Source organism: Natrinema versiforme JCM 10478 (assembly GCF_000337195.1).
GTDB lineage: Archaea > Halobacteriota > Halobacteria > Halobacteriales > Natrialbaceae > Natrinema > Natrinema versiforme.
Window position 1 is genome coordinate 56,692 of sequence record NZ_AOID01000027.1, and the last position, 20,087, is coordinate 76,778.

At 64.3% G+C, this 20,087-nt stretch carries 26 protein-coding genes and 2 tRNA genes; 19 read left to right on the top strand and 9 right to left on the bottom strand.

What is annotated here, in order from left to right; translation table 11 throughout:
* The first annotated feature begins 54 nt into the window (after positions 1-54).
* Positions 55-858, top strand: a complete 804-nt coding sequence (gene pyrF, locus C489_RS09185; RefSeq protein WP_006430945.1) for an orotidine-5'-phosphate decarboxylase — start codon at positions 55-57, stop codon at positions 856-858.
* On the opposite strand, the gene C489_RS09190 is transcribed toward pyrF, so the two are convergent.
* Positions 855-1,157 (bottom strand): hypothetical protein, encoded by a 303-nt coding sequence (locus C489_RS09190; protein WP_006430946.1) that lies wholly within the window; start codon positions 1,155-1,157, stop codon positions 855-857. The two genes, pyrF and C489_RS09190, sit on opposite strands and share 4 nt — an antisense overlap.
* Before the next feature lie 27 nt (positions 1,158-1,184).
* Entirely contained in the window at positions 1,185-1,364 is a 180-nt protein-coding gene (locus tag C489_RS09195; protein ID WP_006430947.1) for a hypothetical protein, read from the bottom strand.
* Positions 1,365-1,590: 226 nt separating this feature from the next.
* On the opposite strand from C489_RS09195, the gene C489_RS09200 reads away from it, so the two are divergent.
* Positions 1,591-3,246 (top strand): GTPBP1 family GTP-binding protein, encoded by a 1,656-nt coding sequence (locus C489_RS09200; protein WP_006430948.1) that lies wholly within the window; start codon positions 1,591-1,593, stop codon positions 3,244-3,246.
* Between the two features lie 59 nt (positions 3,247-3,305).
* Here the strand turns inward: C489_RS09200 and C489_RS09205 are convergent, their stop codons facing one another.
* The gene (locus C489_RS09205) at positions 3,306-4,352 is read right to left on the bottom strand and encodes a PAS domain-containing sensor histidine kinase (protein WP_006430949.1); all 1,047 of its coding nucleotides are present in this window, start codon (positions 4,350-4,352) and stop codon (positions 3,306-3,308) included.
* A 195-nt stretch (positions 4,353-4,547) separates the two neighbouring features.
* Here C489_RS09205 and proC point away from each other — a divergent pair, with 195 nt between their 5' ends.
* From proC to C489_RS09220, 3 genes are read left to right on the top strand one after another with little or no spacing between them, the layout of a single operon-like run.
* Positions 4,548-5,333: a pyrroline-5-carboxylate reductase gene (proC, locus tag C489_RS09210; protein WP_083902790.1), complete on the top strand. Its 786-nt coding sequence runs from the start codon at positions 4,548-4,550 to the stop codon at positions 5,331-5,333.
* Positions 5,326-6,159, top strand: a complete 834-nt coding sequence (gene proB / locus C489_RS09215; protein ID WP_006430952.1) for a glutamate 5-kinase — start codon at positions 5,326-5,328, stop codon at positions 6,157-6,159. Before proC ends, proB begins: the two co-directional genes overlap by 8 nt.
* Positions 6,152-7,489 (top strand): glutamate-5-semialdehyde dehydrogenase, encoded by a 1,338-nt coding sequence (locus C489_RS09220; RefSeq protein ID WP_006430953.1) that lies wholly within the window; start codon positions 6,152-6,154, stop codon positions 7,487-7,489. The genes proB and C489_RS09220 overlap by 8 nt, the downstream gene beginning before the upstream one ends.
* Positions 7,490-7,500: 11 nt before the next feature.
* Here C489_RS09220 and C489_RS09225 read toward each other — a convergent pair whose 3' ends face one another.
* From C489_RS09225 to C489_RS09240, 4 genes are all read right to left on the bottom strand, one after another.
* Positions 7,501-8,025: a hypothetical protein gene (locus C489_RS09225; protein WP_006430955.1), complete on the bottom strand. Its 525-nt coding sequence runs from the start codon at positions 8,023-8,025 to the stop codon at positions 7,501-7,503.
* Positions 8,026-8,027: 2 nt separating this feature from the next.
* Positions 8,028-8,960 (bottom strand): methenyltetrahydromethanopterin cyclohydrolase, encoded by a 933-nt coding sequence (gene mch, locus C489_RS09230; RefSeq protein ID WP_006430962.1) that lies wholly within the window; start codon positions 8,958-8,960, stop codon positions 8,028-8,030.
* 167 nt (positions 8,961-9,127) lie between these two features.
* Entirely contained in the window at positions 9,128-9,442 is a 315-nt protein-coding gene (locus C489_RS09235) for an MTH1187 family thiamine-binding protein (protein WP_006430963.1), read from the bottom strand.
* A gap of 161 nt (positions 9,443-9,603) precedes the next feature.
* Positions 9,604-9,957 carry a HalOD1 output domain-containing protein gene (locus tag C489_RS09240; RefSeq protein ID WP_006430964.1) on the bottom strand — a complete coding sequence of 118 codons (354 nt, stop codon included), beginning with the start codon at positions 9,955-9,957 and terminating at the stop codon, positions 9,604-9,606.
* 398 nt (positions 9,958-10,355) lie between these two features.
* Between C489_RS09240 and C489_RS09245 the strand changes: the two genes are divergently transcribed.
* Positions 10,356-10,802 carry a DUF4112 domain-containing protein gene (locus C489_RS09245; protein WP_006430965.1) on the top strand — a complete coding sequence of 149 codons (447 nt, stop codon included), beginning with the start codon at positions 10,356-10,358 and terminating at the stop codon, positions 10,800-10,802.
* Positions 10,803-11,275: 473 nt separating this feature from the next.
* Complete coding sequence (locus C489_RS09250; protein ID WP_049890745.1) at positions 11,276-11,992, top strand: glycoside hydrolase family 16 protein; 717 nt, start codon at positions 11,276-11,278, stop codon at positions 11,990-11,992.
* Positions 11,993-12,294: 302 nt separating this feature from the next.
* On the opposite strand, the gene C489_RS09255 is transcribed toward C489_RS09250, so the two are convergent.
* Together C489_RS09255 and C489_RS09260 are read right to left on the bottom strand one after the other, a co-directional pair.
* A tRNA-Gly gene (locus C489_RS09255) sits at positions 12,295-12,365 on the bottom strand.
* 301 nt (positions 12,366-12,666) lie between these two features.
* A tRNA-Gly gene (locus C489_RS09260) sits at positions 12,667-12,737 on the bottom strand.
* Between the two features lie 301 nt (positions 12,738-13,038).
* Between C489_RS09260 and C489_RS09265 the strand changes: the two genes are divergently transcribed.
* From C489_RS09265 to C489_RS09320, 12 genes are read left to right on the top strand one after another with little or no spacing between them, the layout of a single operon-like run.
* Complete coding sequence (locus C489_RS09265; RefSeq protein ID WP_006430967.1) at positions 13,039-13,914, top strand: putative RNA uridine N3 methyltransferase; 876 nt, start codon at positions 13,039-13,041, stop codon at positions 13,912-13,914.
* 4 nt (positions 13,915-13,918) lie between these two features.
* Complete coding sequence (locus C489_RS09270) at positions 13,919-14,938, top strand: 50S ribosomal protein L3 (protein ID WP_006430968.1); 1,020 nt, start codon at positions 13,919-13,921, stop codon at positions 14,936-14,938.
* A 3-nt stretch (positions 14,939-14,941) separates the two neighbouring features.
* Complete coding sequence (rpl4p, locus tag C489_RS09275) at positions 14,942-15,694, top strand: 50S ribosomal protein L4 (RefSeq protein WP_006430970.1); 753 nt, start codon at positions 14,942-14,944, stop codon at positions 15,692-15,694.
* Entirely contained in the window at positions 15,691-15,945 is a 255-nt protein-coding gene (locus tag C489_RS09280; RefSeq protein WP_006180020.1) for a 50S ribosomal protein L23, read from the top strand. The genes rpl4p and C489_RS09280 overlap by 4 nt, the downstream gene beginning before the upstream one ends.
* Positions 15,946-15,947: 2 nt before the next feature.
* Complete coding sequence (locus tag C489_RS09285) at positions 15,948-16,670, top strand: 50S ribosomal protein L2 (RefSeq protein ID WP_006430971.1); 723 nt, start codon at positions 15,948-15,950, stop codon at positions 16,668-16,670.
* Positions 16,667-17,089 carry a 30S ribosomal protein S19 gene (locus C489_RS09290; RefSeq protein WP_006430972.1) on the top strand — a complete coding sequence of 141 codons (423 nt, stop codon included), beginning with the start codon at positions 16,667-16,669 and terminating at the stop codon, positions 17,087-17,089. The genes C489_RS09285 and C489_RS09290 overlap by 4 nt, the downstream gene beginning before the upstream one ends.
* A gap of 7 nt (positions 17,090-17,096) precedes the next feature.
* Positions 17,097-17,576, top strand: coding sequence for a 50S ribosomal protein L22 (locus C489_RS09295; RefSeq protein WP_006430973.1), 480 nt, complete (start codon positions 17,097-17,099; stop codon positions 17,574-17,576).
* Positions 17,576-18,544: a 30S ribosomal protein S3 gene (locus C489_RS09300; protein WP_006430974.1), complete on the top strand. Its 969-nt coding sequence runs from the start codon at positions 17,576-17,578 to the stop codon at positions 18,542-18,544. The genes C489_RS09295 and C489_RS09300 overlap by 1 nt, the downstream gene beginning before the upstream one ends.
* A complete protein-coding gene (gene rpmC, locus C489_RS09305; RefSeq protein WP_006430975.1) occupies positions 18,544-18,774 on the top strand; it encodes a 50S ribosomal protein L29 in 231 nt (76 codons plus the stop codon). The genes C489_RS09300 and rpmC overlap by 1 nt, the downstream gene beginning before the upstream one ends.
* Positions 18,775-18,789: 15 nt before the next feature.
* Entirely contained in the window at positions 18,790-19,263 is a 474-nt protein-coding gene (locus C489_RS09310; protein WP_006430976.1) for a ribonuclease P protein component 1, read from the top strand.
* Positions 19,254-19,688: a 30S ribosomal protein S17 gene (locus tag C489_RS09315; protein WP_006430977.1), complete on the top strand. Its 435-nt coding sequence runs from the start codon at positions 19,254-19,256 to the stop codon at positions 19,686-19,688. Before C489_RS09310 ends, C489_RS09315 begins: the two co-directional genes overlap by 10 nt.
* Positions 19,688-20,086, top strand: coding sequence for a 50S ribosomal protein L14 (locus tag C489_RS09320; protein ID WP_006430978.1), 399 nt, complete (start codon positions 19,688-19,690; stop codon positions 20,084-20,086). The genes C489_RS09315 and C489_RS09320 overlap by 1 nt, the downstream gene beginning before the upstream one ends.
* Position 20,087 lies beyond the last annotated feature (1 nt).

Sequence of the window (20,087 nt, forward strand, 5' to 3'; positions counted from 1 at the left end):
GGGATCGGCCGACGGTATAGCAACCTTTTCGACCGTCGCGGGACCACGTCCGGCATGAACTTCTTCGACCGCTTGCACGACCGCATTCGGACGGTCGACAGCGTCGTCTCGGTCGGCCTCGATCCCGACCCGTCGCGTATCCCCGAGCACCTCCAGGAGTACGACCTGCCGCGCTGGGCGTTCAACCGACGGATCATCGACGCGACTCACGAGCACGCCGCCGTTTACAAACCAAACGCCGCCTTCTACGAGGACCCCGACGGCTGGGCCGCCTTGGAGGAGACAATCGCCTACGCCCACGGAAAGGACGTCCCCGTCCTGCTCGACGCCAAGCGAGCCGACATCGGGAACACGACCCGACAGTACGCGCAGTTGCTCGAGCGGGCCGACGCGATCACCGTCAACCCCTACATGGGCCGGGACTCGCTGCAGCCGTTCCTGGCGAACGAGGAGGCCGGCGTCTTCGTCCTCTGTCGGACCTCGAACCCGGGCGGGGCCGATATCCAGGACCTCGAACTCGAGACGGGCGAACCCGTCTACGAGCGGGTCGCGGCGCTCGCGGACCTCTGGAACGAGAACGACAACGTCGGGCTCGTCGTCGGCGCGACCCAGCCCGAGGAACTTGAGGACCTCCGCGAGCAGGTGCCCGACCTGCCATTCCTCGTCCCCGGCATCGGCGCGCAGGGCGGCGACGCCGAGGCCGCCGTCGAGTACGGGCTGGCCGACGGTGTCGGGTTAGTCAACTCCTCGCGCGGGATCATCTTCGCCGGAGAAAACGATGGTGAGGAGTTCGCGAGAGCGAGCGGGCAGGCCGCAAAGCGGCTCAAGAACCGGCTGAATCAGTACCGAGAGGACTAGCGGTCCGCCGCCTTTTGGTCCGAGTCCGTCGCGTTTCTCGGACCGGCACCGTCCTCGTCGACGTCGACCACGCGGCCGGCGATCCGGTCGTCGACCACACGACCGACGATCTCGACTGCGACCGGCTCCGGCGGCGGCCGCTCGTCGAGCCGATGCAACCCCCCGACGACGGCGATGTCCATCGGACTGGCCTCGTTCGGGTGCTCGGCGACGAGGGTTCCGTCGCGCTCCTCGAGTCGGAGCCGGTACGTCTCCCCGACGCCGAGTGTCTCGCCGAGCAGGTCGCGGATGGAGGTCACGGTATCGAGTGCGGTGGCTGTCCTCGGTTAGAAGCGATTGATTTCGACGTCGTCGTTTCCGGGCCCCGGCTGGGCCTCCGAGGCGCAGTCGGCACAGAGGTCCATACTGTCCTCGAAGTGGACCTCACACGCGAGCGTGCCGCAGTTGGAACACCGTTCCTGTGCGGGACGGGATTCACAGATCTGACAGAGGCCGCTGACACTCATGTCTCGAGGAACGTGCTCGAGGGGCTTGAAAGCGAGCCCGGCACGTTCGGTCCGGTTCGTCGACGCCGAGCGACGGCGGTTGCGGGGAGCACTGCGACGGCGATCCGTAGCCACAGCGCTGAGAGAGCGGCTATCGGCGTAGTTTTCTCCGACTCGGCAGTTATACTATGGTATACATTGTCAATACACGGGAAGGCTTTTGCCGTGTGGTCGACTAACAGGGGATATGAGCCGTGACCGGGCTCTCCTCGAGCGAGCCCTGGACCGTGGCGAACAGGACGGTGGCAACGTCGAATTCAAGGAACGGTTGTCACGAGACGTCCACCTCGAGGGTGGGCGGCGAGAGAGCCTGGCCGCGCAACTCCGACACCGACTCCTTTCGGGCGACGGCGAGGCGACCTACGTCGTCGGCGTCACCGACGACGGCGGACTTGCCGGCGTCGATCCCGATACCTTCTCCGAGACGATGGACGTGCTGTCCCTGCTGGCCGAAGAGGCCGACGCACATATCGAGGACGTCCAGACGTGGGGTATCAACGGGGTTTCGGACTCGATCGAGTCCGAAGCAGATCGGTCGTCGGAGACGTCCGATCGTGGGCTCGTCGGCGTCGCACAGGTCCGAGAAGGCGGCGTCCTCGAGACGGACGACGAACACGTCGTCGTCGGGACGGCCGGCCACGTCGACCACGGGAAGAGTACGTTAGTGGGGTCGCTCGTCACCGGCAAGCCCGACGACGGCGACGGCGCGACGCGGGCGTTCCTCGACGTCCAGCCCCACGAGGTCGAGCGGGGCCTCTCCGCTGATCTGTCCTACGCCGTCTACGGCTTCGACGACGAGGGCCCGGTCCGCGTTCGCAACCCGAACCGCAAGGCAGACCGCGCCGAGGTCGTCCAAGCGGCCGACCGGCTCGTTTCCTTCGTCGACACCGTCGGCCACGAGCCGTGGCTCCGAACCACCATTCGGGGCCTCGTCGGACAGAAACTCGACTACGGCCTGCTCGTCGTCGCCGCAGACGACGGCCCCACCCGCACCACGCGAGAACACCTCGGCGTCTTACTCGCCACCGATCTCCCGACGATCGTCGCGATCACCAAGACCGATACCGTCGACGAGGAGCGCATCGAGGAGGTCGAACGCGAGGTCGAACGGCTCCTCCGCGAGGTCGAGAAGTCGCCCCTGCGGGTCAGCCGCCACGGCATCGACGCCGCCATCGAGGAGGTCGGCGAGCGCGTCGTCCCCATCGTCGAGACGAGCGCGATCACGATGGACGGCCTCGAGACGTTAGACGAGTTGTTCGACCGGCTTCCGAAGACGTCCCAGGACACCGGCGACTTCCGGATGTACGTCGACCGCAGCTACTCGGTCACCGGCGTCGGCGCGGTCGCCTCGGGAACGGTCATGTCCGGCGAGGTCGAGGCCGGTGACGAACTCCTGATCGGGCCGATGTCCGACGGCCGCTTTCAGGAGGTCGAGGTCCGGTCGATCGAGATGCACTACCACCGGGTCGACAAAGCCCAAGCGGGCCGGATTGTCGGCATCGCGCTCAAGGGGATCAAGGAAAGCGCTATCGAGCGCGGGATGGTCTTGCTGCCCCGCGACGCCGACCCCAGCCCCGTCCGGGAGTTCGAGGCCGAGGTCATGGTGCTCAACCACCCCACCCGGATCGGCGAGGGCTACGAACCCGTCGTTCACCTCGAGACGATCGGCGAGGCTGCGGCCTTCTACCCCGAAAACGGCCGTCTTCTGCCGGGCGATAGCGGCAAGACGTCCGTCCGGTTCAAGTTCCGTCCGTACCTCGTCGAGGAAGGCCAGAAGTTCGTCTTCCGCGAGGGCCGCAGCAAGGGCGTGGGGACGGTGACCGACGTTCACCCTGCGGACTGATTCTCTCCGTCGGCTGGCGGCCGCCGACGCCTGACGAGTAGCTGCGGGCGACGAGACCGCTACGCGCCGGAACCCGGCGGCTCCTTCGGCGGGAGATAGAAGTAGACGACGTTGCCGTCGTCACCCGTTTCGAACGCGAGTTCCCCGCCGAGCGCTTCGATACACCACTTCATCACGAAGAGGCCTACCCCGGAGCCGTGGGACGTACTGGTCACCTCGGTGAACCCGTCGATCGCGTCGGTTTCGACGGCCGGAATCGGACGGGCGGAATCGGCGATACGGATTTCGACGCGGCCGGTGTTGGGCGACGAATCGATCGTTATCTCGACGCGCGGGTTCGGGTCGTCGTTGTGGACGATGGCGTTTTCGACGGCGTGGGCGAGCGCGTCGGTGAATCCGCTGTCGGCGCGGATCCCCATCGGGCTGCGTTCGTCGACCGTGATCTCCGCGCTCGGATACTCGGCCCGGAACTCGTCGGCGACGAGCCCCACCGCGTCGGCGGCGTTCCGATAGGAGGGGTATTCGTCGGTCGTCGTCGCTCGCTCGATTTCTCTCACTGACTCAGTGATCGCGCCAAGATCGGTCGCTGCCGCCCGGATCGTTCGTGCGGTCTCGCGTACCGACTCGGTCTCGGCGGCGGTCTCGATCTGTCGTGCGTGGCCAGCGATCACGTTCCCCTCGTTTCGGAGGTTGTGTCGAAGGATCCGCGAGAACAACCCCAGCCGTCGGCTCGCGGTGTAGTAATCGGTAATATCGTGGACCTCGGCGAGAACGGACGGTCGTCCGCCCGACCTCCGCCGGGAGAGGTGAAACCGGACCCAGATGAGTTCCCCGTCTGCGCGTTTGACACGCCACTTGAACTGCTGTGGATTCCCCGTAGCGGTTGCACGTATTCGGTCGACGAGTTCTGCCCCCGAAACCGAGTACGTGTTCGCGCTGTACTCGTCGGCGGTCAGCGTCCGTAACTCGTCGGTCGCGTATCCGAACAGCGACTCCAACTCGGCGTTTGCGTCCCGTACTTTGCCCGTCGATGGATCGTACAGCATCATCCCGACGGCGAGACGATCGTACTCCGCGGGCAACCCGACCTCAGCGTGTTCCGACATCACTCGTCCTCAGAACTGGCGGGACCCACCCTGTCTGTTACTAGGAGCCCTATATACCGATATGGTCCTATGGGGACGCCGCAGGAATCCGTTCGGAGTCACCGTTCGGCGGTCCGAAACCGGTTTCGCTCGAGTCCGTCGGTCCGATCGAAACCAAAGTTGGTATGTCCGCCTCGGTACCACAGCCTAGACAAGATGGTACAGACGAGCGTTATCGGTTGTGGCAACATGGGGAGCGCCCTGATCAAGGGCCTCCATCGATCGGGGAAGCACACGGTGACCGCGTGTGACCTCGATCCCGACGCACTCGAGTCGGTCGCAGACTACGTCGACCACACGACATCGGACGTCTCCGAAGCGTCCGCGGCCGACGTCGTGATCGTCGCGGTGAAACCGGACATCGTCGGCGCGGTGCTTTCCGATCTCGATCTTTCGCCGGACCAGACCCTTCTCTCTATCGCCGCCGGCGTCTCCACGGACTACGTTGAGGCGCGGACCGACGCGAACGTCGTCCGAATCATGCCGAACCTCGCGGCCGAGACGGGCGATATGGCCGCGGCCGTGACCGCCGACGGCGTCACCGACGAGGTGCGCGAACTCCTCGACGACGTCGGCGAGTTCGCCGAAATCGACGAGGCGAAGATGGACATCGCGACCGCGGTCAACGGGAGCGGCCCGGCCTTCGTCTTCTATCTCATTCAAGCGATGGCCGACGCGGGCGTCGAAGGGGGTCTCGAGGAAGACGACGCCGAGACGCTGGCTGCACAGACGTTCAAGGGGGCCGCCGAGACCGTCCTCCGTTCGGAGCAGAGCGTCGACGAACTGATCGACGCCGTCTGCTCGCCCAACGGGACGACCATCGAAGGGATGGAGGTCCTCTGGGACAGCGACGCCGACGCGGACGTCGCCGCGGCAGTTGCGGCGGCAGAAGAGCGCTCTGAGGAACTCGCAGCCGAATTCGGCAGTGAGGACGATGAGTAAGGGACTGACAGACGCCGCCGTCGCGGAGACGCGGCAGTTGGCCGCCGACGCCGACCGCGTGATCGTCAAGGCCGGGACGAACTCCCTGACCGACGAGGACTCCAATCTCGACGACGGGAAACTCGACAAACTGGTCGACGACATCGAGGACCTGCTCTCCCGCGACAAGGAGGTCATCCTCGTCTCCTCGGGTTCGATCGGGGCCGGCACGGGCCGGATCGAACAATCGAGCGGGACCGTCGAGGAGTCCCAGGCGCTGTCGACCGTCGGCCAGAGCCTCCTCATGCACCGCTACACGGAGAGCTTCGACCGCTACGACCGGAAGGTCGCCCAACTCCTCCTGACCCAGCACGACCTCGAGAACCCGGAGCGATTCACCAACCTTCGGAACACGATCGAGACGCTGCTCGACTGGGGGGTCGTCCCGATCATCAACGAGAACGACGCCGTCGCGACCGAGGAGATCCGAATCGGCGACAACGACATGCTCTCGGCGGCGACGACGATGGGCGTCGACGCCGATCTGTTAGTGACGCTGACCGACGTCGGTGGTGTCTACACTGGCAATCCGAAAGAGGACGACGACGCCGAGCGCATCGAAGCGGTCGGGACGAACTACGATACGGTCCAGGAGATCATCTCCGAGAGCACATCCGAGGGATTCGGCGGAATCCAGACGAAAGTCGAGGGCGCACGCGACGTCAGCGAGCACGGGGTTCCGGCCTACATCGCGAAGTCGACGGAACCCGACGTGCTCGAGAAGATCGCTACTGCCAAGCCCGTGGGAACCATATTCATCCCCATCAACGGTGGGAGCGATGACTGAGACCGATATCGAACGAGACGTCGACGAGGCACAGACCGCGGCCCTCGAGCTCGCGAAACTGGGAGACGAAGAGCGGAGCGCGGCCCTCTACGAGATCGCCGACGCGATCGAAGCCCGCACGGACGAGATTCTCGTAGAAAACGAGACAGACGTCGAAGAAGGCGAACGACTGCTCGAGGACGGCGAGTACACGCAGGCGCTGGTCGACCGGCTGAAACTCTCCGAGTCGAAGATCGAGGACATCGCCGAGATGGTCCGCAGCGTCGCCGAACAGGACGACCCGCTCGGCAAGACGCTCTCGGCCAGAGAGCTCGACGAGGACCTCGAACTCTACAAGGTCGCCGTCCCGATCGGCGTCGTCGGAACGGTCTTCGAGTCCCGGCCCGACGCACTCGTCCAGATCGCCGCGCTCGGCCTGAAATCCGGCAACGCAGTCATTCTGAAGGGCGGCAGCGAGGCGCTGCACTCGAACCGCATCCTCTTCGAGATCATCGAAGATGCCGCGGCCGACGCCGGGATTCCCGACGGCTGGGCCCAGCACATCGAGGCCCGCGAGGACGTCGACGCACTCCTCGAGATGGACGATGCGATCGACCTCCTCATGCCCCGTGGCAGCTCCGCGTTCGTGAGCTACATTCAGGACAACACGAGCATCCCCGTCCTCGGTCACACGGAAGGGATCTGTCACGTCTACGTCGACGACGAGGCGGACCTCTCGATGGCTGAGGACATCGCGTTCGACGCGAAAGTCCAGTATCCGGCGGTCTGTAACGCCGTCGAGACCTTACTGGTCCACGAGGACGTCGCCGACGAGTTCCTGCCGGCGATCGCGGACCGCTACGAGACCGCCGACGTCGAGATCCGCGGCGACGAGCGCACCCGCGATATCGTCGATGTCGAGGCCGCGACGGAGGCCGACTGGGACACCGAGTACGGCGACCTGATCGTCTCGATCAAGGTGGTCGACTCGCTCGAGGCGGCGATCGATCACGTCACCGCCCACGGCTCGAAACACACCGAGTCGATCGTGACCGAGGACGCCGACCGCGCGAGCGCGTTCATGCGCAGCCTCGACTCCGCGAGCGTCTTCCACAACGCTTCGACCCGCTTCGCCGACGGCTACCGGTTCGGCCTCGGTGCCGAGGTCGGCATCAGCACCGGTAAAATCCACGCCCGCGGCCCCGTCGGTCTCGAGGGGCTGACCACCTACAAGTACCACCTCGAGGGCGACGGCCACCTCGTCGCCACCTACGCTGGCGAGGACGCCGCGCCGTTCACGCACCGGGAGTTCGACGGCGAGTGGACCCCCGGCCGGCTGTCCGACGAGTAGCGGTTTCCGATTTACTTCTTCTCACGCACGGGCGCGAGGCGGTACCCGTTTTCGACTCGGTCGGCCACCCCGAGCAACGCGGCCCACCCGAGGAGTCGCTCGACGCGATCCTCCGAAACGCCGTTCGGACGGGATCGCCGCTCGCTACTCGATCGGTCGTCGCCCAACGCGTCAGCGACTGCCCCGGTGGGCAGCGGCTCGTCGGCGCGCTCGAGGACGGCCAGCGCCGCGTCGGCTCCGTACACGCGGTCTCGAAACCTCTGGCCGAGTCGATCTCGGTCGAGAGCCGGCGAATCCGCATCGCCGCTCGAGGCCGGGCCACGGCGGCGAAAGCCCACCGGCTCCTCGGCCGCGAGTTCGAGCGCGCGCAAGAACGTGAGCCACGTCCCCGCCTCGTCGCGGGTCTCGAGGGGCGTTTCGTCGATGAGGTGCTGACAGCAATCGTCGATCTCGCCGGCGTCGGCGGGGAGGGCTCGCCGGACCGTCTCGAGGCGCTCGAGGTCGGCGGGCGGGTCGGGTACCGGCTTGAACTGCACGATTACAGCTCGAAGGAGTCGACGAGCAGTTCCTCGTCCGTTTCGCCGTGGACGTAGGTCGGGCCGCCGATCACGTCGATCGTCACTGTCGCGGGTGCAAAGAGGTCCGACGGCACCTCCGCGAAGTCCCAGTCGAGGTCGTCGAAGACCTCGCCGAACGGCCGGCCGTGGTCCTCGGCGGCCGTCGACGGCACCGAGTCGAATACATCGGCGTCCTCCCGGACGGTCAGGTGTGCGCGCCCACCGTAGGCGATCGCGTCGTTAGTGCGGGCGATCGCCGTCCGCTCGTCGCCCGCGACGGGCGCGACCGGTGCGCGGCCCGTCGCCGAGACGATGTCGAGGGGGTCGTAGCCCAGTTCCGAGAGTCGGAACGTGGCGAGTTCGGCGGCACGAGCGGCGTTCGTGATGCTTCCGGCGATACTCGCCGTCGGATAGGCAAGCAGGAAGACGCTGCTCGTCTCGACCTCGGCGCGGTCGGCGACGTGTTCGGCCACGGATTCGGTCGGGTCCATCTCGGTCTCGACGGCCAGCGCCGTCAGATCGAAGGCGTCGGTGTAACCGATGCGGCGGAACTCGTCCTCTTCGGCCACCAGCGCACGCGCGGGCCCGCTACCGAGCCCTTCGAAATCCTCGGTCATGACTTCCCAGCCCGCCTTCTGCGAACACAGCAACGAGAGGGCCGGCTGATCCGTCGACAGTTCGACGTAGGGGATCGACGCGTCGCCGAGTTCGCCCAGTTCGTAGCTCGGCGTCGCCATCCCCGCCGTCTGGATCTCCGTCAGCAAGAGCCCGGCCTCGATTCCGCCGTCGAACTCGAGCCCGAAGTCGAGGACCGTCGATTCGTTCTCGAGGTCGTAGCCCCCGATGTTCAACTCCTCAGCGTAATCGAGGGCCTCGTCGACCAGCTCGATCGCCATTCGATTGAGACTTTCCATGCGACCGGATTCGCCCTCCGTGGTAAAACCGTTTGCCAGTTCGTGTCTGACCGGTGTCTGACGAGGACAGACTGACGCGTCGACAGTACAGCCCGCGTCCTCGATCATTCTCGCTAACGACATCCGCGTCGACCCTCGACGGGAGTACAGCCACGGGCGTCGTGCAGTCACTCCTCGCGGTTCGTCGCCGAGCGCCCGAGTTCTTCCTCGACTGCCGTCACTTTCGCCGACGCCTCGATGTCTCGAGTCCGCTTGTCGTCGATTTTCAGCACCGTACTCACGCGGTCGGCGTCGACGGCGTCGTGGGCCGCCTGCGCGGCCGCGAAGAGTTCGTCCGTCGTCTCGGCTTCGATCACCGTCCCCATCGGGTTCGTCTCGTAGGTGACATCGTACTCCTCGAGTGCGTCGACTGCGTTCGCGACCTCGCCGGCCATGCTCTCCTCGATCACCGGTGCGACGCTCAGTAGCGCGACTACCGTCATGCCGTTCACTCATGGGGGACGGGACCTAAAGCCGTGCCATGTGGTCGTTGCCGTTGCCGGCGACTCCGCGAGCGACGATGTCCACGCCGCTCAAGGGGATGCGTTCGCGCGAAAAACGATCAGTGCCGACTGCAAGACCGCAACCGCGTGCGGTCACGGGGTCAGTTCCTGGTGGGCGTTCGGGGCGTCTCCGCGGGCGGGTAGATGATGACGTCCCCGTTGGCATAGACGTACACCTCGTGTTCGAGGGCGGTAAAGGCGATGTGGCCGCCCGTTCGCTCGGAGCCGTCGGCCTTTTTCCTGAAGATGCGGTCGAGCGCGTCCGGGTCGACGCTATCGTAGAGGGAGAACTCCCCCTGTGAAACGTCGGTGTCCGCGATCGACGCGAGAGCGTGGACGATCGTCGTCGTGATCGTCGCCGTGCCATCGGGGTCGTGGTGGAAGACGTAGCGGTCGTTTGGCTGGTCGTACTCGAGATCGGCCGTGCCGTCTGCGGGTGAGAGTTCGGTCTGCATTGCTAAATCTGATCGCTCAATCGTGTATTGGTCTGTAGTTACTCGCAGTATAAAAGCCACTCGTCACCGCTAACAGTAGTCATACGTGAAATAGTCTACCGTATGAAAATCGAATGTGAAATACCGCTCGTGACGGGACTTTGCCGGGCTCGATTCTATCGTCGGCTGCATCCATTCACGATAATATGGACTTTGCGTGCGTTAATCCGTGATTGCCGCCGCTCGGCCCGGACGCCGAGAGAGGTGTGTCCGTGCCTGCGTCCGCGACCACCGCTCGCGGTCGTGGCTCTCGCTCTCGAGCGACTCGAGTCACCGAAGACGAGTTACACAATCGCGCTCTCCTGTCGCTTGCTACGGCCGCCCGGTGCCTTATCTACGCACGTGCTCTGAAAAATAGTATGGCATCTGACTCGCCCGACGACATCAGTTCGGAACTCGAGAAATTCGAGGACGACCTTCCCGCGACCGTCGACGAGGCGGCGATCGAGCGCATGCAAACGGTCGCTCGCACCCTCGACGAAGGGATCCGACTCCCGGGGACCGATTTCAAGTTCGGGATCGACCCGATCGTCGGGATCCTCCCCGGAGCCGGGGACACCGTCATGGCGGCCGTCTCGCTGTACATCGTCGCCGAGGCCGCCCGCATGGGTGTCTCTCAGTCGACGCTGCTCCGCATGCTCGCGAATATCGGCGTCGACACGCTGGGCGGTTCCGTCCCCGTCCTCGGCGTCGCCTTCGACGCCTTCTGGAAGTCGAACAAATGGAATCTGCGGCTCGCTCTCGAGGACCTCGCCGACGCTGACGGACAGGCAGACACCGAACCGAAGACCGTCACGATCGAGTAACACGTTACGAACTTCAGCGTCGGGGTATCGACTGAACATTCCATTCGGACTGCGAACTGTTATTCTCGGCGGGTGGTCGAATCGGATTCACTCAGAAGGGTCTCTCTCGCTGAACTAGTTACCCTGGGCCGAACCCGACCGTTGATTCGGTGTCTCGGTCAGTAGCACGTTTTTCGGTCACGACCTGTTTCAGTCATCTTCTTTTCCATGAGCGAACCAGCCGTTATTCATATAAATTTCTCCCCGATATAGCATACAATAAGGTTCATAATCGGTCATTGCCTCGGTCCAATCGTCTAATGGCGAATTACCGAGCGGAGAAACAGGATGTTTCCGACGCTGCAACAGACACCGATACACCACGAGTCGGACGACGACAGTTGCTCCAATCGACGGCTGTCGGTGCAGCGACCGTACTCGGGGGACTGTCTCTCGGCAGTCGATCCGCGAGGGCGGATGCGGGAACCTCGCCGTTGGAGTCCCGCGACTGGTCTCTAGCACTCGACGAACCGTTCGACGGCTCCTCTCTCGACGAGGATCGCTGGGGAATCGGCTTCGGATGGGGAACCGACTGTGACAACGACGACGCCACTGTGAGCGAGGACAACGTCGTCGTCGACGACGCCCTGCGGCTCAAGATCACCCACGGCGGTGGCGGCACGTCCGATGTCCGACAAGGAGCGATTAATACGAGAGATCGCCAAACGTTCGGGCCGGGCCACTACTTCGAAGCCCGCATGAAACTGCCGGCGCGACAGGGGGTCTTGCCGGCCTTCTGGGCGAAACCGAACTCGGATCTCTGGCCGCCCGAACTCGATTTCATCGAACTCTTCCAAGACAGCGACGCGGACCTCACGCAGGCACACTACAACGTCCACTACGCCAATCAGGTCGGCGATGCAGCCAGCCACAGTCAGTCGCCGGTCGTACACAATGCGGCACAGCCACTCACCGAATCGTTCAACGTCTTCGGCTGTGCTTGGCTCGAGGACAGTATTTCCTTCTACTTCAACGGCGAACACGTCGGCGCGTGCGAGACGGCGGACGCGCTGGCGACGACCAACGGCGCAGCACCGTTTTACCTCATGTTCAGCAACCACGTGAACCGGATCGGCTCCGCCGACCTCTCGCAGCCGTGGGAGGAAGAAACCGTCGTCGACTGGTGTCGCGTCTGGGAACCCTCGGCGTAGGTCACACTCGAGTCGCGCTGACCGGGATTTGAACCGCGGTCGGAGAACGCTTCCCTGATTCAAATCCAGAACCACTTCCTGAATTCGTCGGGGACTCGCGACACGCCAGCGCGGTCGCTCGCGGGATTGAATTCGGAGAAGTGCGCTGGCTGGGATTTGAACAACGCGAAGACGGTCCTGCTCGCTCACTCCGTTCGCTGTGCGGGCTGCGTCTTCTCTCGTTCAAATCCAGTACGACGTTACGGCTCACGGATGGCGAGCACACGCTACGCGGTGCTCGCCGAAGTTGTTCGCCGTAAAAGTGCGCTGGCTGGGATTTGAACCCAGGTTGTGACCATGGCAAGGTCACGTGATACCACTACACTACCAGCGCGTTCGACCGCCACTCGTTCGCGAGTGCAAATAGACGGTTGCCCCTCATCTATTTATACATAACGAACCGATGACTAGAAGTCAAAGCGACGACACTGTTCAGCCTTCTAGCGGATACCCTCTCTACCTAACAGGTCCAGCGTCTCATACCGTCGCTGGTCTGGACTCGAGAATAGCGGCTTCGAGAAGTTTGCTTGTCGAAAGCAGTCCGCTTCTCTCGTTCAGATCCAGAACGGCTTCCTGAATTCCTGGGAGTTCCCACTCCGCTACTGCGACCGCTTGTGGAGTTGAATTCAGAGAAATGCGCTGGCTGGGATTTGAACCCAGGTTGTGACCATGGCAAGGTCACGTGATACCACTACACTACCAGCGCCCTGTTGCACTCATACCTACTGCCGGATGGATGTATAAGGGTTGCGAATCGGGGGAGCTTCGGCATGCCTACGCATGGCGATTTTCGAGCCACCGATCCGTCGATCCAGGCTCTTTCCAGCAATTTTCTCTGGCTCCACCGTGGCCGACTGTGACTAGTTATCGTGACTGAGTGTGTGTCCGTTCGGCACGAATTCGGGGGTGTGAGCCGTTGACAGCCGGGATCGAATCCGCTATTCTTTTAAGACCCTCTCCGCAATACATCGCTACAGTCTAGTGACGCGGCGCCGAAGCGTTTCGGCATGACTGTCAGCGTACTCGTTCCGTCGTCGCTCAGCCGAGAAGCCGAGGACAAACGCGAGGCCACTCGCAAACTCGGATACGTCGCCCGCGCGGCGACGATCTTCCGTGCTGATCGCCTGGTCGTCTATCCCGATCGGGATGGGGAAACCGGGCAGTTCGACGGCGGGTTCGTAAGCACCGTACTGCGATACGCCGCAACGCCCCCCTACCTCCGCAACGAGGCATGGGGGATGCGGGACGAACTGGAGTACGCGGGCGTCTTGCCGCCGCTCCGCGCCATGTCACAGACCGGCTCCGAATCTACCGGTTCGGGGTCGTCAAGACAAGGAATCGTGACCGAGGTCGGACCTGAAGGGCGCGTCCGGGTCAATTGCGGACTGCAACACCCGATCTCCCTCAACGTACCGCCGAAAATGGCGGTCGAGGAGGGGGAGCGCGTGACCGTCAGGATCTCTTCGCGACGACCGGTCCGGGCGAAGCTCGTCGATGAACCCCTTCCGGGGCTTTCGATCGAGCAGACGGACCTGCGGGCAGCACTCGGCCGTGAGGACGCCGGCGTTCGCATCGCGGCCTCCCGATTCGGTGAACATCTCACCGTCGGGCGGCTCGAGACGCTGGCCGGACGCACCAAGCGCGACGGGATGACCGTTGCCTTCGGCGCGCCCGAGAGAGGGCTGCCGGCTATCCTCGGAATCGAGGAATCGGCCATCGAAGCGTCGTCCGGACAAGGCGACGCGGCCGATAACGGAGTCGAACCCACTGCCGATCCGGGGTTCGACCTCTGGCTAAACACGGTTCCGGATCAGGGAAGCGAGGTCGTCCGAACGGAGGAGGCTCTGTTCGCGACGCTTGCTCCCCTCTCACTGAGAGAGTGATAGAATGCCACAAGCAAATACACCACGCAAAGGCTCACTCGGGTTCGGCCCACGAAAGCGTGCGACCAGCGAGGTCCCACGCTTTAACTCGTGGCCGGACACTGACGGACAGCCGACGCTCCAGGGCTTCGCGGGCTACAAGGCCGGCATGACCCACGTCGTCATGGTCGACGATAAAGCGAACTCGCCGACCGAAGGGATGGAAGAGACCGTCCCTGTGACGATCGTGGAGACGCCGCCGATGCGCGCCGTCGCACTGCGAGCATACGAAGACACGCCGTACGGTATGAAGCCGATAACCGAGGTCTGGACCGACGAGTTCGTTCCCGAACTCGATCGCGTTCTCGACCTTCCCGGTGACGACTACGACACCGACGCCTCCGAAGACGAGCTTCGGGGCCTCCTCGAGGAGGGCCGCGTCGACGACGTCCGCGTCATCACCCACACGGTCCCGGGGGACGTTCCCTCGGTACCCAAGAAGAAACCGGACGTGATGGAAACGCGCGTCGGCGGCGGCTCCGTCGACGACCGCGTCGAGTTCGCCCTCGAGACCGTCGCAGACGGTGGCGAACACGTCATGAACGACGTGTTCCGCGCTGGCGAGTACGTCGACGCAAGCGGCGTCACGAAAGGGAAAGGGACCCAGGGTCCCGTCAAGCGATGGGGCGTCCAGAAACGCAAGGGCAAGCACGCCCGGCAGGGCTGGCGTCGCCGCATCGGTAACCTCGGCCCGTGGAACCCGTCCCGCGTTCGGTCGACGGTTCCCCAGCAGGGTCAGACCGGTTACCACCAGCGAACGGAACTGAACAAGCGCCTCGTCGACATCGGCGACGGCGCAGACGCGACGGTCGACGGCGGCTTCGTCAACTACGGCGAAGTCGACGGCCCGCACGCGTTGATCAAGGGCTCGCTCCCCGGACCGCAACAGCGCCTCGTGCGCTTCCGTCCGGCGATCCGACCCGGAGACCAGCCGCGCCTCGATCCCGAGGTGCGCTACGTCTCCACCGCATCCAACCAGGGATAACACATGGACGCAACAGTACGAAACCTGGACGGCTCGGACGCGGGCACGGTCGAGCTCCCGGCGGTCTTCGAGACCAACTACCGCCCGGACTTGATCGGCCGCGCCGTGCGCGCCGCGCAGGCAAACCGAAAACAGGACTACGGCTCCGACGAGTTCGCCGGCCTTCGAACGCCGGCCGAATCGTTCGGCAGCGGCCGCGGTATGGCCCACGTCCCACGACAGGAGGGTCGCGCACGCCGCGTCCCCCAGGCCGTTAAGGGACGAAAGGCACACCCGCCGAAAGCCGAGAAGGACCAGTCCGAATCGATCAACACGAAAGCAAAGAAACTGGCCGTCCGCAGCGCCATCGCTGCGACGACCGACGCCGAACTCGTCGCCGAGCGCGGCCACGAGTTCGACGAAGACGTCGAGACTCCCGTCGTCGTTGACGACGAGTTCGAGGACCTCCACAAGACACAGGAAGTCGTCGAATTCCTCGAGGCAGCCGGCCTCGAAGACGACATCGAACGCGCCGACGAGGGTCGGAGCGTCCGCTCCGGTCAAGGGAAAGCCCGCGGCCGGAAGTACAAGACGCCGACGTCGATCCTCTTCGTCACCTCGAGCGAGACCGGCCCGTCACGAGCGGCTCGGAACCTCGCCGGTGCCGACGTGACGACCGCCGCAGAGGTCAACGCGGAGGATCTCGCGCCCGGCGCACAGCCGGGACGGCTGACCGTCTGGACCGAGAGCGCACTCGAGGAGGTGGCCGACCGATGAGCTCGGCCATCGAACACCCGCTCGTCACGGAGAAGGCGATGAACGACATGGACTTCGAGAACAAGCTCCAGTTCGTCGTCAACCCGGACGCGACCAAGCCCGAGATTCGGGACGAGGTCGAAGAGCGGTTCGAAATCTCGGTTGAGAACATCAACACGCAGGTAACGATGAACGGCAAAAAGAAAGCGATCGTCCGCCTCGCCGAGGAGGACGACGCACAGGAAGTCGCTTCGCGAATCGGGGTGTTCTGAGAATGGGACGACGCATTCAAGGACAACGACGCGGTCGCGGGACCTCCACGTTCCGTGCCCCGTCCCACCGCTACAAGGCGGAACTCGAACACAAGAACGAGGAAGAAGACGACATCATCCGCGGCACGGTCGTCGACATCGAACACGACCCGGCCCGATCCGCGCCGATCGCCGCCGTCGAGTTCGAAGACGGGGATCAGCGACTGATCCTCGCGCCGGAAGGCATCACCGTCGGCGAGGAGCTGCAGGTCGGTGTCAGCGCTGAGATCAAGCCCGGCAACACGCTCCCGCTCGCGGAGATTCCCGAAGGAGTGCCGGTCTGTAACGTCGAGGCCAACCAGGGCGACGGCGGTCGATTCGCTCGAGCCTCGGGAACCAATGCTGACCTGATCACGCACGACCGCAACGCGGCGGTCATCCAGCTTCCCAGCGGCGAGGTCAAGCGCCTCGATCCGCAGTGTCGCGCCACCATCGGCGTCGTCGCCGGCGGTGGCCGAACGGAGAAGCCGATGGTCAAGGCAGGGAACAAGTATCACAAGATGAAGGCTCGGGGCACCAAGTGGCCTCGCGTCCGCGGTGTCGCGATGAACGCCGTCGACCACCCGTTCGGTGGCGGCGGCCGACAGCACCCCGGCAAGCCAAAGTCCGTCTCGCGGGACGCCCCGCCGGGACGGAAGGTCGGTGACATCGCGTCCCGAAGCACCGGCCGAGGTGGAAACAAATGAGTCAGGAGTACCGAACCGGCCGTGAAGGTGAGTTCACCTACCGCGGCCACACGCTCGAGGAGCTGCAGGATCTGGAGCTCGACGAGGTTGTGGAACTGCTACCCGCACGACAGCGGCGAAGTATCCAGCGCGGTCTCTCCACCGAGAAGGAGAAACTTCTCGAGGAGGCCCGCAACAAGGGCGAAGAAGAGACGGCGAACGACCCGATTCGAACGCACCTGCGGGATATGCCGATCCTGCCGGAGTTCGTTGGCATGACCTTCGAGGTCTACAACGGACAGGCGTTCGAGCGCGTTCGCGTCGACCCCGAAATGATCGGCCACTACCTCGGCGAGTTCCAGCTTACCCGGACCTCCGTCGAGCACGGTCAGGCCGGTATCGGCGCGACCCGATCGTCGAAGTTCGTCCCACTGAAGTGATCATCGTATGGGAATCAACTACTCAGTCGACGCCGACCCCGACGCCACGGCGAAAGCCATGCTTCGGGAGCGTCATATGAGCAACAAGCACAGCAAGGAGGTCGCACGCGAGATCAAGGGCCGAACCGTCGGCGACGCGAAGGCCTACCTTCAGGACGTGATCGACGAGGTACAGTCGGTTCCGTTCAAGTCCCACAACGCCGGCGCGGGTCACCGCTCCGACGTCGACGGCTGGGACGCCGGCAAGTACCCGGAGAAGGTCTCCGGCGAGTTCCTCGATCTGCTCGAGAACGTCGAAGCCAACGCAGATCATCAGGGCTTCGACGGCGAGTCCATGGAGATCGTCCACGTCGCCGCCCACAAGGTCGGCGAGTCCGTGGGCCGCAAGCCCCGCGCGATGGGGCGTGCCTCCTCGTGGAACACGCCGCAGGTCGATGTCGAGATCGTCGTCGAAGAAGTCGACGAGGACGAAGCAGGTGATAGCTAATGGCTGACGAACACCAATTCATCGAGAACGGCCTGCAGCGGTCCCAGATCGACGAGTTCTTCCAAGAAGAGCTCGGCCGCGCAGGCTACGGTGGTATGGACGTCGCCAAGACGCCGATGGGAACCCAGATCGTCCTCAAGGCGGAAAAGCCCGGGATGGTCATCGGCAAAGGCGGCGAGAACATCCGGAAGGTCACGACGGCCCTCGAGGAGCGGTTCAACCTCGAGGACCCCCAGATCGACGTCCAAGAGGTCGAAGAACCCGACCTCAACGCACGGATCGTCGCGGACCGACTGGCGAACGCACTCGAGCGCGGCTGGTACTTCCGCAAGGCCGGTCACACGACGATCGACCGGATCATGGAAGCCGGCGCGCTCGGCGCGGAGATCGTCCTCTCCGGGAAGGTCACCGGCGCGCGATCGCGCGTCGAGAAGTTCAACCGCGGCTACATCAAGCACAACGGCGAGCCCGCCGAAACGGTCGTCGACCACGGCCAGGGCGTCGCGGTCATGAAACTCGGCACCATCGGTGTCGACGTCAAGATCATCCCGCCGGGCGCGGAACTGCCCGACGACTTCGAGGTCAACGAAGACATGGACCCCGAAGAGATCGTCCCCGACGCGGTCGAAGTCAACGAGGAAGGCGGTGTCGAGGAACTCCTCGAAGGCGAACCCGAGGACGCCGAGGCCGCCGAAAGCGGTGCCGAGGCCGCGGCCGACGAGACCGTCGAGACCGACGAGGAAGCCGACCTCGACGAGGACGTCGTCGAGGAGGTCATCGAAGAAGAAGTCGAGGCTGACGCCGACGAGGAGTTCGATGAGGTCGAGGTCCCCGACGGCGACGAAGACGTCGAAGAAGAACTCGAGGAACTCGAGGAAGACGTCGAAGCGGAAGCCGAAGACCTCGTCGAGGAGATGGAAGACGAGGAGACGGACGAAGCAGACCCGGACGAGGGAGGTGACGCCTGATGGCGATCCTCCACGTCGAAGAGATCCGCGACATGACGCCCGCCGAGCGGGAAGAAGAACTCGAGGAACTCGAGACCGAACTGCTGAACCAGAAGTCCGTTCTCGCAGCCGGTGGTGCCCCGGAGAATCCGGGCCGCATCGGCGAACTGGGCCGCACCGTCGCGCGGATCAAGACGATCCAGCGAGAGGAAGGCGACCTGGACGACGAAGTAGAAGCGACTGCCGAATAACACAACCACACACCAATGGCACTGACACCCGAGACGCTGCCGCGACACGAACTCAACGGACTCCCCGTGCGAGTCGTCGAGAGCGACGACTCCTCGCGGGTCGGTCTGGAGGGCCGCGTCGTCATCGAGACGACGAAGACGCTCTCGATAGAGGTTCGTACTGACGGCGAATCTCGGGTCGTGATGGTGCCGAAATCGGGCTCGGTATTCGAGTTCGCGATCACAGATGACGCCGCCGAGGACGCGAAGTCCTCGGGGACTGCGTCCAAACTGGCCAACACTGAACCCGCTGGGATGTCCGAGGATCGATCCTCGCTCACGGCGGACCGAGCCGGCGGCGATGCCGCCGGCTGTCGCGACGACGGCCCCGCACGGGACCGCCGTCGCGCTGCTGGCGAGGATGTAGCCTACGTTACGGTCGATGGATCGCGGCTGCTCTCACGACCCGCCCGACGCACGGAAACGAGTGGTGACTCACCATGGCAATAGGACTAGACGTTGAAACCCCTCCGGAACCGGAAAACCCGGAGGAATACGACTACGAGAAGTGTCCGTTCTACGGCGAACTCTCCGTTCGAGGACAGATCCTCGAAGGGACGGTCGTCTCGACGGACATGGACAAGACCGTAGTCGTCGAGCGAGAGTACGATGTGGCGGTCCCGAAGTACGACCGACACATGAAACGACGCTCGCGCATCCCGGCACACGTACCGGGCGTGCTCGAGCCGCTCTCGGTCGGTGACACGGTCAAGATCGCAGAGACCCGACCACTGTCGAAGACGAAATCGCACGTGGTCGTCGAAGTAACCGAAGAAGCGACTGCCGAGGACCTCGCGGAGCTGACCAGCCAGGCCGAGCCTGAGCCGGCGCTCTCCGACGAGGACCTCGCCGCCGCCGAAGAGGGTGATCAGTGATGGAGGCGATGAAAGCCGACGTCACCCAGGGCCTGAAGAAGGGCTCCCTGATCACGTGTGCCGACAACACCGGCGCACGCGAACTCAAGGTCATCAGCGTCGCGGGCTACCACGGCACCAAGAACCGCCAGCCGAAGGCGGGGATCGGTGACAAGGTGACCGTCTCGGTCACTAAGGGTACCCCGGAGATGCGCCGACAGGTCCTCGAGGCCGTCGTCGTCCGCCAGCGGAAGTCGATCCGCCGGCCCGACGGCACCCGACTGAAGTTCGAGGACAACGCGGCGGTCATCATCGACGAGAACGAAGAGCCCCGCGGCACGGAGATCAAGGGGCCGATCGCCCGCGAAGTCGCAGAACGCTTCGGAGCAATCGCTAGCACGGCGACGATGATCGTATAGA